The following is a 15,165-nucleotide window of genomic DNA, read 5'->3' as shown; positions in this document are numbered from 1 at the left end:
GGCGGACGCTGGCACCTTCAGCGGTCTCTGCGCCTCAGCGGCGGCACGTGACATGCCGGTTCAACCGGCAACCGGCGGTCCCGGTCCCCGTGCGTGGCCCCGCTCCAGTGGCCCGGGGGCCGTCAGGGCGCGGGCACCTCCGCGCCCTGCAAGAGCTGTTGCAGCTGGTGATACGAGGTCTCCCAGCTCCACTCCTCCTGGACCCACGCGCGCCCGACGCTCCCCATGCCCGCCGGGCTGGTCAGTAGTTCGACGAGCCGTTCGGCGACCTCTGCGGTGTCCTTGCCCCGGGTGACGTAGCCGCTTCGCCCGTCCAGGACGGCGTCCGGAGCTCCGCCCGAGTCTCCCGCGAGAACGGGGAGTCCGGCGGCGGCGGCTTCCAGGAACACGATGCCCAGCCCTTCCGGTTCCAGGCCCGCGCGGCGGGTACGGCACGGCATCGCGAAGACATCGGCCGCGGCGTAGAAGTCGGGCATCGCGCTGTGTCCGTGGCCGCCGGCGAAGACCACGGCGTCCTCGGGCAGCTCGCGGGCGAGGCGGCGCAAGGTGGTCTCGTACGGCCCGGAGCCGACGATGAGCAAGGTGGCGTCGGGAACCACACGCCGGACCTGGCGGAGGGCCCGGATGAGCGAGTCCTGGCCCTTCCGGGGAACCAGGCGGGAGACGGTGAGAATCACGGGCCGGTCACCGAGGCGGTACACGCGGCGCACCGCTTCGCCGTCCGCGTGAGGGTGGAAGTGATCGCTGTCGACGGCCGGTGTCAGGCGGGCCAGGCGGGCCTGTGGGCCGAGGGCGGCGGCCAGCCGGTCGCGGGTGAAGGGGGTGAGGTAGGTGACGGTGCCGACCTGCCTGCCGATGCGCCGCAGGGCTTGGCGGGCTCCGGGCAGGGCAGCCCACCACACCTCGTGTCCATGCGTGGTGGCCACGGAGGGAAGACCGAGTCGGCCGGCGAGCAGCCCCAGCGGTGCCGCCGCGCCGAACCAGACGCGGTCGCAGTCGTACTGGTCGATCAGCGCACGGGCGCGGGTGGCCACCCGGGGCGACGGCAGCAGAACCCGGGAGCGGTCGCGGACGACAGGGAAGGGCATGGTGCCGTCACGTTCCTCGCTGCCGGGGGAGGAAGAGGTGTAGACGACCACCGAGTCGGGCGGGAATCGGCGTACGAGTTCGTACACGAACGTCTCGATACCGCCTTGGCGTGGGGGGAAGTCGTTGGTGACGACGAGGGTCCGTGGCACGGAGGCTTCTCCAGTCAGCTGTGGTGCATGCGAGAGCAGGGGGCGTCGGCACGCCGTGGAGATACGGTGCCGAAGGTCAGGAATGAGCGCGCTGGAGCCAGCCGTGGGGGTGGCAGGTGATCCCGTACCGCTCCAGGTCGCGGCGCACGTGGAAGCGCCGTCCGGTGTCCGTGGTCAGCCAGTCACGGATGGCCGGTACGACCCCGCCGTGCATGCCGGGAGGGCGCAGCTGGGGTACGTCCACGATGCCGTCCTCGACGACGAAATAGCCGTGAGCGGGGACGAAGCGGGAGAAGTGCTCCAGCGCCGCGTAGGTGGTGTCGTAGGTGTGGGCAGTGTCCTCGACGACCAGGCACCGGGCGCCGGAGGGAATGTGCGGGGACACGAGATCGGAGACAGCCGGGTCGGTGACGTCTCCCTCGACGAGGGTGATGTGCTCGGCGTAGCTCGGATCGGCGTCCCGAAGGAGATCGTGGGCCCGGCGCTGGGCGAGATCCACGGTGACGACTCGGAAGTCCTGCGGCACACGGGCATAGGCGGCGAGAGTGCGCAGGCGGTCGCGGAACCACAGTGCGGAGCCGCCCAGATGAGTCCCGAGCTCGATGACCACCTGGGTACGGGAGAGCCACAACAGGTGCTCGATCATGCGCAGGTCCTCGGGGAACTTCTTGATGCGGAGGCCGGCATAGACGTCGCGCAGATGCTGACGCTCGCGCTCCTTCCAGTACTGCAGCAGACGCCCTTCGGGCAGGGCCCGCACAGGCGGCGGGAGCGGGGCGAGAGGTCGGTTACTCCTGCCGCGTGAGTGTTCACTCATGAGTCGGTACCGACCTCCGGGTAGGGGCGAGAGCCGCCGCTCGGGCAGCAGGGAGCAAGGGGCGGTGATGTTCGCTTGATTGGGCGCCGTCGCGGCACAACCGCATAGCGGAACCGGGTCGCAGACGTGGGCGATGCCCGGAAAACAACACTACCCTAACGTGAGGGTAGAACCTGGCCCTCGCCTGGCCGCACCCGGCCTTGCACGCTCGCGCTCACCGATGTGCAACGAGGGCCCACCTCGACTTTCCTGCCAGCGCCCCCGGGTGGCGCCCGCGGCCACTGAGGGCAGGAAAGCGGTCAGTCCTGCATCCGCACCGCCCCCGGATCGTCCCGGCGCTGAGTGAGGCGGCGACAGTGGCGGCTGCGCGCCGTCCGAGGATCGCGGCGGCAAGCAGGGAGGCGAGGGCCGACGCGAGGGTGGCGCCCCTGGCGTCGGCGAGGTGCGTATGGTGCTGGCTAGGCCGTTTCGTTCGGATCATCAGGCGACCCAGAGGGAGACGGCCTGCGATATACGGACCGCCCTTGCTGCGGTGGTGCAGTAGCGCCACGAGCCCGTGGTGTAGTCGTGACCCTCCCCGGGGCCCGGCTCCGGGACGCGCGGGTCAACGTCGGCGCGCCCCCCGCGCCCCGTGCGGGGCCGTCACCTGCAGTTGTTAGGCTTGCCACAAGACCGCAGGCAGTAGAGGGAGGAGGGGTTCGATGTCTACTCGTCCTCTCTCGCTTTCTCTGGGGCGTCTACCTGCTCGCCCTCGAATTCTTGAGCCGTTGGAGCGGCGGCCGATCGGTACGAACGGCTACGTCAGTACATGGGGCGCGATAACGAGCGTCTGTCCACCGAAGAGCTGCTGAGCCCGCCGCGTATCTCGCGGAGGCACTTCACCGGCCGTCGGCCGGTGCACTGTCATGCGCCCCCTTCGTAGTGTGGGAGACGTCTCTTTCATGTCTGCTGTTTCACGGATCACTGCTGCCCTGCGCCTGGACGCGGTCGGCGGCTCACTCCTGATAGGCGCCGCTGTCCTGGCGCTGGTCTGGGCTAACTCGCCCCTCGCCGACTCCTACGAGTCCCTTCGCTCCTTCACCTTCGGGCCCGCCGCCCTCCACCTGAACCTCTCCGTCGAGGCGTGGGCCGCGGACGGGCTGCTGGCGGTGTTCTTCTTCATCGTCGGCAACGAGCTGAAGCAGGAACTCGTCCACGGCGAGCTGCGCGACCCGCGCCGCGCTGCGCTCCCGATCGCCGCCGCGATCGGCGGCGTCGCGATCCCCGCCCTGATCTTCCTCGCGATCACCGCCACCTCCGGCGGGGAAGCGATGGGCGGCTGGGGCATCCCGATGGCCACCGACATCGCCTTCGCCCTCGCCGTCCTTGCCGTCGTCGGCCGGCACCTGCCCACCCCGCTGCGCACCTTCCTCCTCACCCTGGCCACTGTCGACGACATGGTCGCCGTCCTGGTCATCGCCGTCGCCTACACCAGCGGCCTCAACCTGGCCGCACTCGCCCTGGCAGCCCTGGGCCTGGCCGTGTTCGGCTACCTCCAGAACGGCTCCGGCCGCGCCGTCACCCGCCTGCGCACCCGGGTCCCGGGCTGGCTGCTGTTCGCCCCTCTCGCCGTGGTGATCTGGGCACTGATGCACGCCTCCGGCGTCCACGCCACCATCGCCGGCGTCGCGATGGGCCTGCTCATGCACACCCGCACCCGCGACGGCGAAACGTCCTCACCCTCACACCGGGCGGAGGAGATGCTGCGCCCGTTCTCCGCAGGGATCGCCCTGCCGGTCTTCGCCCTCATGGCAGCGGGGGTCTCGCTGTCCGGCGCGGGCGGTTTCTGGACCTCCAGCATCACCTGGGGCGTCCTCGCCGGACTCCTCGCGGGCAAGTTCCTCGGGATCTTCGGCGTCTCCTGGCTCACCAGCCGCTTCACCAGCGCCCACCTCAATCCCAAGATCGCCTGGGCCGACATCGCCGGCATCGGCATCCTCGCCGCGATCGGCTTCACCGTCTCCCTGCTGATCGCCGAACTCTCCTACAGCACCGACGCCCACATCACCGACGCCAAGGGCGCCATCCTCCTCGCCTCCGCCCTCGCCTGCCTCCTCGCCGCCGTGATCCTCGGACGCCGCAGCCGCCACTACCACCGCCTCACCCAGCACCATGTCGATCCGCGACCAGCGCAGACACGGAAATGATCACTGCGTCCCTGATCACCCGTACCGTCCCTGGCCGAGCGAGTCGTACACCAGTGGAACGCGCCGCATGACTGCGGCCCTCTCGGCCACGCAACGGAGACGGGTCTCCCTGTCCACCCCTCGTGGCTGTTCGGCCGTCCTTCCCAGATCAACGCGGACGGCGCGGCAGTGAAGGCGATGCGCACGATGGTCTCCACGGTCGCCATGAACGGCGTCGTCGTTATCGGGGAGGGTGAGAAGGACGAGGCACCGATGCTGTTCAACGGCGAGCACGTCGGTGACGGCACCGGCCCCGAGTGCGACGTGGCCGTCGACCCGGTCGAGGGCACCACCCTCACCGCCAAGGGGCGGACCGGAAGTTGAAGCGCGGTGGTCGGTGGCGGGACCACCGCGTGGTATTCGATGCGATCGCCTGGAAGTTCCAGACGGGATCGCAATGGATCCATCTGCCCGAGCGGTACGGCAACTGGAAGGGCGTCTACAACCGGCTTCGCATGTGGGCCTTCGACGGCACCTGGAAGCGGGGTTTCACCGCGCTCGTGGCCCAGGCATACGCCGACGAGGACCGGACCTGGGCCGTCTCGGTGGACTCCACCATCGTGCGGGCTCACCAGCACGCGGCCGGGGCCCGCCCCAGAGGGGCCCCGGGCCGGCGAGCCGCACGATCATGCCATCGGACGGTCTCGCGGCGGACTGACCACGAAGGTCCACCTCGCGGCAGACTCCCATTGTCGGCCGCTCGCTTTCCATCTCACCGCCGGACAGGTCGGTGACGCGCCCTCCTTCGCCCACGTGATGGCGTGCTTGCGCGTTCCCCGCCGACGCGGACGGCCCCGCACCGGACCGGACGTAGTCCTGGCCGACAAGGCGTACTCCTCACGCGCCATCCGCGAACACTTACGCAAGCGCGGAATCCGGGCAGTGATCCCCGTTCCGGCGGACCAGAGAAGCCACCGACTGCACAGGGGCAGCCGAGGCGGCAGACCACCGGCTTTCGACCGCGAGGCATACGAGCAACGCAACACTGTCGAACGATGCATCAACCGCCTCAAGCAGTGGCGCGGCATCGCTACCCGCTACGAGAAGACCGCCACCATCTATCTGGCAGGACTGCATGCCGCCGGTATCTTCCTCTGGGCTACCCGATGATTCGAACGAAACGCCCTGGGACAGCGCCAACGGCTCCGAGGAACCTCAGCCGACGCGCGTCAGGCGGGTGCCGATCGACGGCTCGGTCAGCTCCTCGGCGGCCACGACCGTCACGCTCCGGGCGCCCGCGCCCTCGCCCGCAGTCAGCACTCCTACCTCGGCGCCCGCGGCAGCCATGCGCGGAACTGGGGTCTTCACCCCTGTCCCGCCGCTCGTGGCGAGCGTGAGGCGCAGCGTCTGGCCGGGGGTGGCGGCGACCTTCAGGTCCGCGCCCGCCACGAGCGGCGTACGGCCGCCGAGCCCGTCGTCCACGTGGCCGACCGTGTCCCCCTTGCGAACCACCGTGGCCGAGGTCAGGGCTCCGCGGACGGACTCTATGACCTTCTTGCTGTTGGCCAGTACCAAGGCGAGACTCCGGGCCGCGTTGAGGTCCGGGCCGTCCGCCCGCTGTTCCAGCAGCGCGCCCAGGATCAGCGGGGTCTCATTGCCGACGGTCTTGTAGCCCGCCCACACCAGCGCGCCGCCGGCCGGGGTGCTCGACCCGGTCTTGATACCGCGAATGCTCAGTTCGGGGGCGCTGAGCAGGGTGTTGTTGTTGATCAACCGCTGGGAGAGGTTCTCGATCTCGGCGTCCGGCAGGGCGACCACGGAGCGGAACACGTCGTCCTTCATCACCGCCTCGGCGAGCTTGAGCTGGTCGGCGGCCGTGCTCACGGTGCCCGCGTCGAGACCGCTCGGGTCGGTGTAGGTGGTGTCCTTCATCCCGAGCTCGCGGGCTGCGGCGTTCATCCTCTCCACGAAGGGGGCCTCGGATCCACTGCCGGTGGACCAACGCGCCAGCAGCCGAGCGGTGTTGTTGCCCGACGGGATCATCAGCATCTTCAGCATGTCGAGCTGGCTGTAGGTGCTGCCCTCGGTGAGCTCAGCGATACGGGACTCGTTCTCCGACCGGCCCTCCGCGACGGCCCTGGCGTCGACGGTGACGGTGGGGCCGGCCTCGCCCTTGCTCAGAGGGTGATCCTTGAGTACGACGTACGCCGTCATGATCTTGGCGACGCTCGCGATCGGCACCGGCCTCTGTATGCCGAACGTGCTGATCGTCCCCGAACCGGGGATGCGTACAGCCCCCTGCCCCTCCTCGGGCCACGGAACGGCCAGCCGCCCCTCCACGGTGTGAGTCCGGTCGGCCGCGATGATACGGGGGTCGGGCAGCGGACGGAGCAGCTGGGATCCGGCCACGGCTCCAGCGAGGAGTAGCAGGACCGGGGTCCACACCTTTACCCGGCGCCCTGCGCTGCGGCGCGAGGTCTCGGCCGGGCCAGGGGCGTCGGTCAGTTGGCTGAGCGGAGCCTCGGCGGAGTCCGCTGCCTGAGGAGAGCCGGCGAACACGGGTTCGAAGGGGCGCGGGGCGGCGGCCGGCGCGGTCGCAGGGTGGGCAAAGTTGGTCGTCGGAGTGTCCAGAGCCTTCGGCACGACGAGGGCACGGATGGGCTGGTCGTCCCCCTCTGGCCGCGCCCACGAGGGCACGGGCCGACGTGACGCATCCGCCGTGCGGTCGGCGGGCGTGGCGGCCCGCCCTGTGGCCAGAGTCCTCGTGTTCAGGGTGACGGTGGCGTGGTCCACAGCCGGTCGCGATGTCGCCGCGGAGGGGGCCTTGTCGGGCTGGGTACGGGGGGCGGCGTCGCGGGCGGGGGTGGCGGAGGCAAGCTCGCCGTCGCCACGGGCTGCCACCGGCCGGGCGCGTGTGGGCACAGGTGTTCCGGGTCTGTCCTCGGCTGCCGCAGCCCGGGCATCGCCGGGCCTGTGCTCGGCGTCGGGCCGGGATCCGACCTCTGAGGCGGCCTGGGACCTCCCGGCCACAGCAGCGGTCTGCGGCGTGTCCACGTCCACGGGCGGGGCCGCGTCGTCCTCGCTGGAGGCGCCAATCGCGGGTGGAGTGTCACCGTTGGACGCCGGCGCGTCCTCCCTCACCGGGTATTCCGGCTGCGGTGGGGCTGTCAGGGGCTCCGGCGGGCCGTCGGCGAGGCGCTCCTCTTCCACGGGGCCCTCGTGGAGATGCGTCCGGCGGTCATCGGCCGCAGCCGTCGTCTCCGGCCCGTTCTCACGCTCAGGAGACTCCGGGCTTCCGCCCGAGACCGCGTTCGTCGCCATCCCACCCAGCCTTACTCGTAGATGTGTATCCGGGGCCGGCAGCCCCGTCACCTCCCGAGACGTGTGCCGAGACGGTGATGTTCCATAGAAATCATCTTGTGACAGTCCGGTCATACGGTGGGCGCGACGAGCCAGTGTTGTCCGCCGGTCGGCGGAGCGGACACCGACCGGGGCATGCAGTCGCGTTCGGCCGTCGCGGCGCGGGAGGACCGATTCGTGATGTGACGCGCTACCGCGCTCGGCTCAGAGCTTCGGCAGGCCCGAGCTGAACCCTAGCCGGGGCTCGGAGCCCCCCGTTCGCCGGCCTGACCAGCGGGCATGCACGAGGCTGCTCCACGAAGCGATGTGACGTGCCCCTCGGGGTGCACCGGGCCTGGGCGGTGTTCACCTCCAGGTAGACAACTTCGTGACGTACGTGCCGAGATCGTCGGCCTCGACGATCCCGGGGAGCGAGCCGCCCTCACGCAGGGGCGTGACGTAGCGGGTCGCGGTGACTTCGGTGAGGATGGGGCCCAGGCTATCGGCCGCCGCACCCGGAGTTCTGACACCGGCAGGGACCCGCGCCACCGCACTGAACACCCGCGCCCTGATCTCCGTACCCATGGCCGAAGGACACATTCATGGATACCGCTGAAGGGAAATGCCACGATGAGCGCAGCCCAGGAACGCCGGACCCTCCTCGAACGCCGCACCGTCGTCCTGGCGGTGGGTGCGGCCGGGGCGGCCGCCGCACTCACCGCGTGCGGGGGTTCGGACGGGTCGGGTGGCGCGGAGTCGGTCGAGCAGCCGGGGAGCGGCAGGTCGGGTGGGGCCGTCCTGGCGAAGACCGCCGACATCCCCGAGGGCGGCGGGGTCGTCTTCGCCGCGCAGAAGGTCGTGGTGACCCAGCCGACGGCCGGTCAGTTCAAGGCGTTCTCGGCCACGTGCACCCACCAGGGCTGTGCGGTCAAGGACGTCACGGACAACGTCATCACCTGCCCCTGCCACAATTCGACGTTCGACGCGGCGACGGGCAGTCCCACCGCAGGTCCCGCGACCCAGCCGCTGCCCGCGCGGGAGATCACGGTGGAGGGCGACTCGATCACGCTGGCGTAGGGGTCTGTGCCCCGTGAGCGGAGGGAGCTCGCAGGAGCTTGGCTCCCTGGGCGGAGGGCTCTGCTCCCTAGGCGCGGGGCCGCCTGCGGGGCTCCTTCCAGCGGCCCAGGATGTCGTCGGTGGTGGTGATGGTGGCAACCAGGGCGAGGGTGTTGCGGATCATGGCGGGGGTGTACTCGGCGGGCGTCCCCGCGATCGCGTCGGCCGGGACGACGGCCGTGTAGCCGAGGTTGACGGCGTCGAACACGGCGTTGGGGATCGCGACGTTGGCCGAGACCCCGGTGACGACGAGCGTGCGGCAGCCGAGGTTGCGCAGGAGGGCGTCCACGTCGGTGCCGGCGAGCGGCGAGAGCCCGTGCAGCCGCCGTACGACGAGATCCTCGTCCGCGACCTGGACGGGCGCCGCGACCCGCACGGCGGTGGTGCCGGTGTGCTGCTGGACGGGGAGTCTGGCGGCGGCGCGGAAGAGCCGGGCGTTGCGGTTGGCGCCGCGTCCGTCGGGGCGGCTCTCGGCGACGGCGTGCATGACCTGGACCCCGCCCTCGTGGGCGGCGGCGACCAGCCGGGCGATGTTGTCGAGGGCGCCCGAGGAGCGGGCGGCCCCGGCGAGTTCGGGCAGGGCGCTGTCCGGCCCCACGACCCCCTGCTGGCATTCGACGGTCAGCAGTACGGTGGTGTCGGGGGCCAGCAGCGCGGCGAGCCGTTCCTGGGATTCTCTGGACGCCACGGCGCTCCTCCTCCTTCCGGGGCCTTCTCCGGTCCTGGTGTCTGCCGCGCGGCGAACGGCATTGCGCCGCACGGTAAGCGGCCCCATGCTTTCTGACATACCATCAGATATCAAGGGGAGGAATCCGCATGACCGACACCCAGCGCCGCGGTCGCAGGATCATGATGACCCCCGAGGAGCGGGACATCTATCTCCGCGAGCAGCGCACCTGCCGGGTCGCCACCCTCGCCGCCGACGGCCCTCCGCACATCGGCGCGCTCTGGTTCGTCTGGGACGGCACCTCACTCTGGCTGTACTCCATCACCCGCAGTCTGCGCTGGTCCCAGCTGTGCGAGGACCCGCGGATCGCTGTCGTGGTCGACGACGGGGTGGAGTACGACGAGCTGCGCGGCGTGGAGTTGTCCGGTACGGCGGAGTTCGTCGGCGAGGCACCGCGCACGGGCGAGCGGTGTCCCGAACTCGACGTACCGGAGCGGCTGTTCCCCGCGAAGTACTTCGGGATGGAGGAGATGCCGCACGACGGCCGGCACGCCTGGCTGCGGCTCACCCCGGACGCCACCACCTCGTGGGACTTCCGCAAGCTGGCGGACCTGGCCCGGTAGTCACCCCCCGGCGGAATCCCTGAACGCCACCCGCGCCCCCGCCGCCCGCAGCGCTTCGACCGCGGCCCGGACCGAGGGGCGGCGGTCGGCGTCCGCGCGCCAGACGGCGTGGATGTGGCGGCGCATGGTCTGCCGCACCGGTACCAGGGAGACCCCCTCGGGAACGGGTCCACGGCCCAGCCTCGGTGCGACGCATACGCCGAACCCGGCGGCGATCAGGGCGAGTTGCGTGTGGTGTTCACCTGCCAGGTGGGAGATGCGCGGTTCGATGCCCCGGGAGCGGAGGGTGAACATGAGCCACTCGTAACAGAATTCGCCCTCGGGCCAGGAGACCCACTCGTCCTGTGCGAAGTCCTCCAGCTCCACTTCGGCCCGGCCGGCCAGCGGATGCCCGGTCGGCATGGCGATGTCCGGTGCGTCGTCCAGGAGTTCGGCCTGGGCCAGGCCGCCGGGCACGGGGAGCCGCTTGTTGCTCCAGTCGAGCACCACGGCCACGTCGACATCGCCCCGCAGTACCGCCTGGAGTCCCTGCTCCGGCTCCAACTCCCGGGTTCGCAACCTCAGTTCGGGATGCTCCGCGCGCAGGGCGGTGAGCGTGGCGGGCAGCAGTCCGCGCGCCGCCGTGGGGAACGCGGAGAGCGTCACCTCGCCGACCACCTCGCCGCGCTGGGCCTCGATGTCGGACTGGGCCAGCTCCACCTGCGACAGGATCCGCGCGGCGTGGTCCGCGAGCAGCCGGCCCGCGTCGGTGAGGCGGACGCCACGGCCGTTCCTGGCGAGCAGCTGCTGCCCGACCTCGCGCTCCAGCTTGGCCATCTGCTGCGAGACGGCCGACGTGGTGACATGCAGCCCCCCGGCGGCTCCGCTCACCGAGCCGTGCCGGGCGAGGGCGTCCAGGGTACGCAGCCGCTCCAGATTCAACATGTCCGCTCCAGGTTCAAGACGTCCGCTCCAGAAACATGTAAGCGATACTACGTGGACCAGCACAGAAACTCTCGCTTGTTCTTATCAGTGCCGTTCGCCATCGTTGAGCCATGAGCGCCCCCTGCCAGCAGCCCGCCGCCCCTTTGACCGCCTCCGCGCCCCTTCCGTCACCTGCTCCCGCCGCCCGACGCCCGGCCGTGGACTGGCGGATCCGGTTCGCCGCGCTCTCCCTGATCTGGGGGTTCAGCTTCCTGCTCATCAAGGTGGGCACCGAGGGATACGCACCGTTCCAGGTCACGCTCGGCAGGCTGCTGGCCGGGACCGCGGTCCTGGCCGTCGCGATGGCGATGCGCCGTGAGCGGCTGCCGCGCTCGGCCCGGACCTGGGGGCACATCACCGTGGCGGCGTTCTTCCTCAACTCGCTGCCGTTCTCCCTCTTCTCCTACGCCGAGCTGACGATCCCCTCCACCCTCGCGGGCATCTGCAACGCGACCTCGCCCCTGTGGGGCATGGCCCTCTCGGTGGTCGCCCTCTCCGAGGACCGCCCGACCCGCCGCCGCGTGGCGGGCCTGGGCGTCGGTTTCCTCGGGGTGCTGACGGTCCTGGGCGCCTGGCAGGGCTTCTCCGGCCTGGATCTGCCCGGTACGGGGATGGCGCTGCTGGCCTCGTTCAGCTACGCGGTCGGCTGGATCTACGTCCGCCGCACGCTGGCCGGTACCGGCTCCTCGACGCTGACGCTCAGCGGCAGCCAGCTCTTCGTCGGGACGCTTCAACTGGCGGTGGTGACACCGGTGTTCACCTCCACTCCCGACACTTTCCCCCTGCTGCCCACACTGTCGGTCCTGGCGCTCGGAGCGCTCGGTACGGGTCTTGCGGTACTGCTGCAGTACGGGCTGGTCCAGGAGGTCGGACCCACGACCGGGCAGATGGTCACCTACTTCATCCCGGTGATCGCCACCGCGGCGGGCGTCGCCCTACTCGGCGAGCAGCTGAGCTGGAACACCCCGGTGGGCGCGGTGATCGTGCTGGCCGGGGCGGCCCTCACCCAGAGCCGCCCGTCGGCCGCCGCCGCCCGGGGCCCGTACGACGGACGACCGGACGAAACGGCCCAGCCGGACGTGACCGCCGTGACCCGCTGAGGCCCCTCAGCCGTACGTGACCGCCGTGACGGCAAGGCACCTCAGCCGTACGTCACCGGCCGCGCGGGCCCGGCAGCAGCCGCCACCGCGTCCGCCAGCGGCCCGATGTCCGCGGCCGCCAGGGGGGACACGGTGAGCCGCACCGCCTGGGGCGTACCCATCCGGAAGCGCGCCCCGGGCGCCACCGCCCACCCCGCGTGGAGCAGCCGGGCGATGGCCCCGGTCTCGTCGCTGACGGGCACCCACACGTTCATCCCGCTGCGCCCATGGGCCGCCACCCCGCGCTCCGCCAGCGCGCGCACAAGGGCGTCGCGCCGCTCCCCGTACGACCGGGCGACGGCGGCCGTGTCGACGGCGTCCGAGGTCCACAGGTGGAGTACGGCGCGCTGGAGCAGCCGGCTGACCCAGCCGGGCCCCAGCCGCTGCCGGCCCGCCACCCGGTCGACCGTGACCGCGTCGCCGGTGAGGACGGCGACCCGCAGATCGGGGCCGTACGCCTTGGCCGCCGACCGGACGAACGCCCAGTGGTCCGTGGTCCCGGCCAGCGGGTGCAGCGGCAGGTCGACGATGGCGTGGCCGTGGTCGTCCTCGATCAGCAGCACGCCGGGGTGCCGGGAGAGCACGGCCTTGAGCTCCCGGGCGCGGTCGGCGCTCACCGAGGCACCGGTCGGGTTCTGCGCCCGGTCGGTGACGACGAGTGCCCGCGCCCCGGCCCGCAGCACCCGCTCCACGTCCGCGACGAGCGGCCCTTCGTCGTCCATCCCGACCGGCACGGCGTGCAGCCCGAGCGCCGGTACGAGGTCGAGGACGCTGCCCCACCCGGGATCCTCCACCGCCACCGCGTCGCCGGGCCTCAGGTGTGCCGCGAGCACCCTCTCTATGGCGTCGAGGGCGCCGGAGGTCACGGCGACGGGCCCCTCCGGCACGCCGTCGGCGTCCATCGCGGTACGCGCGTACGCGGCGAACTCCGGGACCACGGGCGCCTCCCCGTACAGCCCCGGGCTCTCGGCATGGACCACGGCGGCCGCGGCGAACACCGGGCCGAGCTCCGGCAGCAGGGCCGGATCGGGGTTGCCCTCGCCGAGGTCGCGTACGCCCGGCGGCGCCTCGATGCGCAGGGAGCCGCGGGACGTGCTGGCCGGACGCGGCCGCACCCGGCTCCCCCGGCGGCCCGCCGTCTCGATCACTCCGCGCTCGCGCAGCGTCCGGTAGGCGGCCGCCACCGTGTTCGGGTTGACCTCCAGTTGCGCGGCCAACTCCCGCATGGGGGGCAACACATGACCGGGCGCGAGGTCTCCGGAACCGACCCCGCGCTCCACACTGGCGGCAATTTCCAATGCGCGCCGCCCACTGATCCGATACTCTCCTAGCACAAACAACAGTATGCACTAGTGCAATCAGATCCGCAATGGGAGTACGTCATGCAGGACACCGCACCGCCCACCGCCACGGGCCCCGGCGTCGCCGCCCCCTACACGCCCACCGCCCGCACGGTACCCACCCGGGCCAAGGAACGCGCCTCCTACGACCGCGAGCTGGTCCACTCGATACTCGACGCGGCCTACGTCTGCCACCTCGGCTTCGTCCGGGACGGAGCGCCGGTCGTGCTGCCGACCCTGTTCGGCCGGGTCGGGGAGCGCCTGTACGTCCACGGGTCGACCGGCTCCCGCCCGCTGCGCACCGCCCGAGCGGCGGACCCGGGGCTGCCCGTCTGCCTGACCGTCACCCATGTCGACGCCCTGGTGCTGGCCCGGTCCGCCTTCCACCACTCGCTGAACTACCGCTCCGTGGTGGTCCACGGCACCGCCGTCACGGTGACCGACCCCGAGGAGCGGCGCACCGCCCTCGACGCGATCGTCGATCAGGCCGTCCCCGGCCGCTCCCGGGACGCGCGCCCGGCCAACGCCAGGGAGCTGGCCGCCACGGCGGTGATCCGGCTGGACCTGGACGAGGTCTCCGCGAAGGTCCGCACCGGCGGCCCCAACGACGAGCCCGAGGACCTCGCCCTCCCCCACTGGACCGGGATCGTGCCACTCACCCGGGGCTACGCGCAGCCGGTCCCGGCGGACGACCTGGACCCGGCCGTCGGCGTACCGGACTACCTCCGCGCGCTCTGACCCCGCCCCGGGCCACCGGTGCGCTCTCCGGTCCCGCCCGAGCCGCTACACCGCCACGACCCCGGCCTCCCTCCGGCGCGTGACCGCGGCGCCCCGCGCCTCGGCCAGGGCCAGCCCGGCCACGGCGGTCAGCAGCAGCAGTGTGCCGACGACGGTGGCCGCGGTCAGCCGCTCCCGCAGGACGGTAACCGCGATGAGCGCGGCGCTCACCGGCTCCAGGAGCATGATCACGGAGACGGTGGCCGAGCGGACGGCGGCGGCGCCCGCGAAGTACAGCGCGTACGCCAGCGCGGTGGGCACCGCCGCCACGTAGAGCAGCAGCCACAGCACCTGGCCCGTCGCGGCGGTGTGCGGCACGAGCCCCTCGGCCACCGCCATGGGCAACAGCCCCACCGCCCCGATGCCGAACGCCCAGGCGCTGGTGGTCAGCGCGTCACCGCCGCCACCGTCCCTCCCGAGCCATCGGGTGAGCAGGGTGATCGCCGCGTACCCGGAGGCGGACAGAAGCGCGAGCAGCACCCCGGCCGGGACGACGTCGCCGCCCTCACCGCCCAGGACCAGCACGGCCAGCCCGGCCAGCGCCCCGGTGACGGCGGCCAGGCCGCCCCTGCCGAGGTGTTCGCCCAGCATCAGCCGCGCTCCGACGGCGATCAGGACGGGCCCGGCGCCGAGCGTGACGACGGTGCCGACGGCGAGGCCTGTGGCGTCGACCGCAGCGAAGTACGCGCTCTGGAACACGGTGAGACCGACACCCGTGCCGAGGATGCGCAGCAGCCGGCGACGCCGGGGCTCGGGCCGTCGGGGCGCGCGGCGCGGGCGCAGGGCGAGCACCCCCGCCAGCAGGACGAGGCCCCCGGCGCAGCGCCAGAAGGACAGGGCGAGGGGGCCGAGATCGCTGACCCGGAAGATCAGTGAGGCGGCCGCACCAGCGGTCCCCCAGGCGACTCCGGCGACGACGAGATACAGCAGGCTCCGCCCGACGGGCAGCGCGGAAACAGCGGGAAGGGACATGTGACCGCT

General features: G+C 71.8%; 14 protein-coding genes and 1 pseudogene. 7 read left to right on the top strand and 8 right to left on the bottom strand.

Annotated elements, in window-relative coordinates; all coding sequences use genetic code 11:
* Positions 1-122: 122 nt before the first annotated feature.
* Both AMK21_RS23935 and AMK21_RS23930 read right to left on the bottom strand, forming a co-directional pair.
* Positions 123-1,238, bottom strand: coding sequence for a glycosyltransferase family 4 protein (locus AMK21_RS23935; protein ID WP_073881236.1), 1,116 nt, complete (start codon positions 1,236-1,238; stop codon positions 123-125).
* 76 nt (positions 1,239-1,314) lie between these two features.
* On the bottom strand, positions 1,315-2,055 hold the full coding sequence (locus AMK21_RS23930) for a CmcI family methyltransferase (protein ID WP_079181238.1): 741 nt from the start codon (positions 2,053-2,055) through the stop codon (positions 1,315-1,317).
* A 941-nt stretch (positions 2,056-2,996) separates the two neighbouring features.
* Here AMK21_RS23930 and nhaA point away from each other — a divergent pair.
* From nhaA to AMK21_RS23910, 3 genes and pseudogenes are all read left to right on the top strand, one after another.
* The gene (gene nhaA, locus AMK21_RS23925; RefSeq protein WP_073881233.1) at positions 2,997-4,241 is read left to right on the top strand and encodes a Na+/H+ antiporter NhaA; all 1,245 of its coding nucleotides are present in this window, start codon (positions 2,997-2,999) and stop codon (positions 4,239-4,241) included.
* A gap of 150 nt (positions 4,242-4,391) precedes the next feature.
* Positions 4,392-4,601: pseudogene (locus tag AMK21_RS35520) on the top strand (fructose-bisphosphatase class II); the annotation flags it as partial.
* Positions 4,538-5,390, top strand: a protein-coding gene (locus AMK21_RS23910; RefSeq protein WP_234422032.1) for an IS5 family transposase whose coding sequence is annotated in 2 segments (ribosomal slippage) — positions 4,538-4,903 and positions 4,905-5,390 — 852 coding nt in all. Because the reading frame shifts where the segments join, the coding sequence is not laid out codon by codon here. The pseudogene AMK21_RS35520 and the gene AMK21_RS23910, both read left to right, overlap by 64 nt.
* Positions 5,391-5,435: 45 nt before the next feature.
* Here AMK21_RS23910 and AMK21_RS36245 read toward each other — a convergent pair.
* Positions 5,436-6,629: a D-alanyl-D-alanine carboxypeptidase family protein gene (locus AMK21_RS36245; RefSeq protein WP_234422031.1), complete on the bottom strand. Its 1,194-nt coding sequence runs from the start codon at positions 6,627-6,629 to the stop codon at positions 5,436-5,438.
* A gap of 1,296 nt (positions 6,630-7,925) precedes the next feature.
* Positions 7,926-8,144 carry a hypothetical protein gene (locus tag AMK21_RS23900; protein WP_073881231.1) on the bottom strand — a complete coding sequence of 73 codons (219 nt, stop codon included), beginning with the start codon at positions 8,142-8,144 and terminating at the stop codon, positions 7,926-7,928.
* Positions 8,145-8,189: 45 nt separating this feature from the next.
* Between AMK21_RS23900 and AMK21_RS23895 the strand changes: the two genes are divergently transcribed.
* Positions 8,190-8,636: a Rieske (2Fe-2S) protein gene (locus tag AMK21_RS23895; RefSeq protein WP_073881229.1), complete on the top strand. Its 447-nt coding sequence runs from the start codon at positions 8,190-8,192 to the stop codon at positions 8,634-8,636.
* Between the two features lie 67 nt (positions 8,637-8,703).
* Here AMK21_RS23895 and AMK21_RS23890 read toward each other — a convergent pair whose 3' ends face one another.
* Positions 8,704-9,363, bottom strand: a complete 660-nt coding sequence (locus tag AMK21_RS23890) for a cysteine hydrolase (RefSeq protein WP_073881227.1) — start codon at positions 9,361-9,363, stop codon at positions 8,704-8,706.
* A gap of 128 nt (positions 9,364-9,491) precedes the next feature.
* Here AMK21_RS23890 and AMK21_RS23885 point away from each other — a divergent pair, with 128 nt between their 5' ends.
* Positions 9,492-9,965 (top strand): pyridoxamine 5'-phosphate oxidase family protein, encoded by a 474-nt coding sequence (locus AMK21_RS23885; protein WP_073881225.1) that lies wholly within the window; start codon positions 9,492-9,494, stop codon positions 9,963-9,965.
* Here the strand turns inward: AMK21_RS23885 and AMK21_RS23880 are convergent, their stop codons facing one another.
* Positions 9,966-10,889 (bottom strand): LysR family transcriptional regulator, encoded by a 924-nt coding sequence (locus AMK21_RS23880; RefSeq protein WP_073881224.1) that lies wholly within the window; start codon positions 10,887-10,889, stop codon positions 9,966-9,968.
* A gap of 110 nt (positions 10,890-10,999) precedes the next feature.
* Between AMK21_RS23880 and AMK21_RS23875 the strand changes: the two genes are divergently transcribed.
* Positions 11,000-12,028 carry a DMT family transporter gene (locus AMK21_RS23875; RefSeq protein WP_234422030.1) on the top strand — a complete coding sequence of 343 codons (1,029 nt, stop codon included), beginning with the start codon at positions 11,000-11,002 and terminating at the stop codon, positions 12,026-12,028.
* Positions 12,029-12,069: 41 nt separating this feature from the next.
* Here AMK21_RS23875 and AMK21_RS23870 read toward each other — a convergent pair whose 3' ends face one another.
* On the bottom strand, positions 12,070-13,401 hold the full coding sequence (locus AMK21_RS23870; RefSeq protein WP_073881222.1) for an aminotransferase class I/II-fold pyridoxal phosphate-dependent enzyme: 1,332 nt from the start codon (positions 13,399-13,401) through the stop codon (positions 12,070-12,072).
* 48 nt (positions 13,402-13,449) lie between these two features.
* Here AMK21_RS23870 and AMK21_RS23865 point away from each other — a divergent pair, with 48 nt between their 5' ends.
* The gene (locus tag AMK21_RS23865) at positions 13,450-14,145 is read left to right on the top strand and encodes a pyridoxamine 5'-phosphate oxidase family protein (protein ID WP_073881220.1); all 696 of its coding nucleotides are present in this window, start codon (positions 13,450-13,452) and stop codon (positions 14,143-14,145) included.
* A 45-nt stretch (positions 14,146-14,190) separates the two neighbouring features.
* Here the strand turns inward: AMK21_RS23865 and AMK21_RS23860 are convergent, their stop codons facing one another.
* The gene (locus tag AMK21_RS23860; RefSeq protein ID WP_073881218.1) at positions 14,191-15,156 is read right to left on the bottom strand and encodes a DMT family transporter; all 966 of its coding nucleotides are present in this window, start codon (positions 15,154-15,156) and stop codon (positions 14,191-14,193) included.
* Positions 15,157-15,165 lie beyond the last annotated feature (9 nt).

This window comes from Streptomyces sp. CB00316, from assembly GCF_001905595.1.
Classification (GTDB): Bacteria; Actinomycetota; Actinomycetes; order Streptomycetales; family Streptomycetaceae; genus Streptomyces.
Note: the sequence above shows the minus strand (reverse complement) of the source record. Positions and strands in the feature narration are given on the sequence as shown.

What these genes read in the sequence shown, in the direction of transcription:
- AMK21_RS23930 (WP_079181238.1), bottom strand. Translation starts at nt 2,055, where the DNA reads ATGAGTGAACACTCACGCGGCAGGAGTAACCGACCTCTCGCCCCGCTC.
- nhaA (WP_073881233.1), top strand. Translation starts at nt 2,997, where the DNA reads ATGTCTGCTGTTTCACGGATCACTGCTGCCCTGCGCCTGGACGCGGTC.
- AMK21_RS23900 (WP_073881231.1), bottom strand. Translation starts at nt 8,144, where the DNA reads ATGGGTACGGAGATCAGGGCGCGGGTGTTCAGTGCGGTGGCGCGGGTC.
- AMK21_RS23895 (WP_073881229.1), top strand. Translation starts at nt 8,190, where the DNA reads ATGAGCGCAGCCCAGGAACGCCGGACCCTCCTCGAACGCCGCACCGTC.
- AMK21_RS23885 (WP_073881225.1), top strand. Translation starts at nt 9,492, where the DNA reads ATGACCGACACCCAGCGCCGCGGTCGCAGGATCATGATGACCCCCGAG.
- AMK21_RS23880 (WP_073881224.1), bottom strand. Translation starts at nt 10,889, where the DNA reads ATGTTGAATCTGGAGCGGCTGCGTACCCTGGACGCCCTCGCCCGGCAC.
- AMK21_RS23875 (WP_234422030.1), top strand. Translation starts at nt 11,000, where the DNA reads ATGAGCGCCCCCTGCCAGCAGCCCGCCGCCCCTTTGACCGCCTCCGCG.
- AMK21_RS23865 (WP_073881220.1), top strand. Translation starts at nt 13,450, where the DNA reads ATGCAGGACACCGCACCGCCCACCGCCACGGGCCCCGGCGTCGCCGCC.
- AMK21_RS23860 (WP_073881218.1), bottom strand. Translation starts at nt 15,156, where the DNA reads ATGTCCCTTCCCGCTGTTTCCGCGCTGCCCGTCGGGCGGAGCCTGCTG.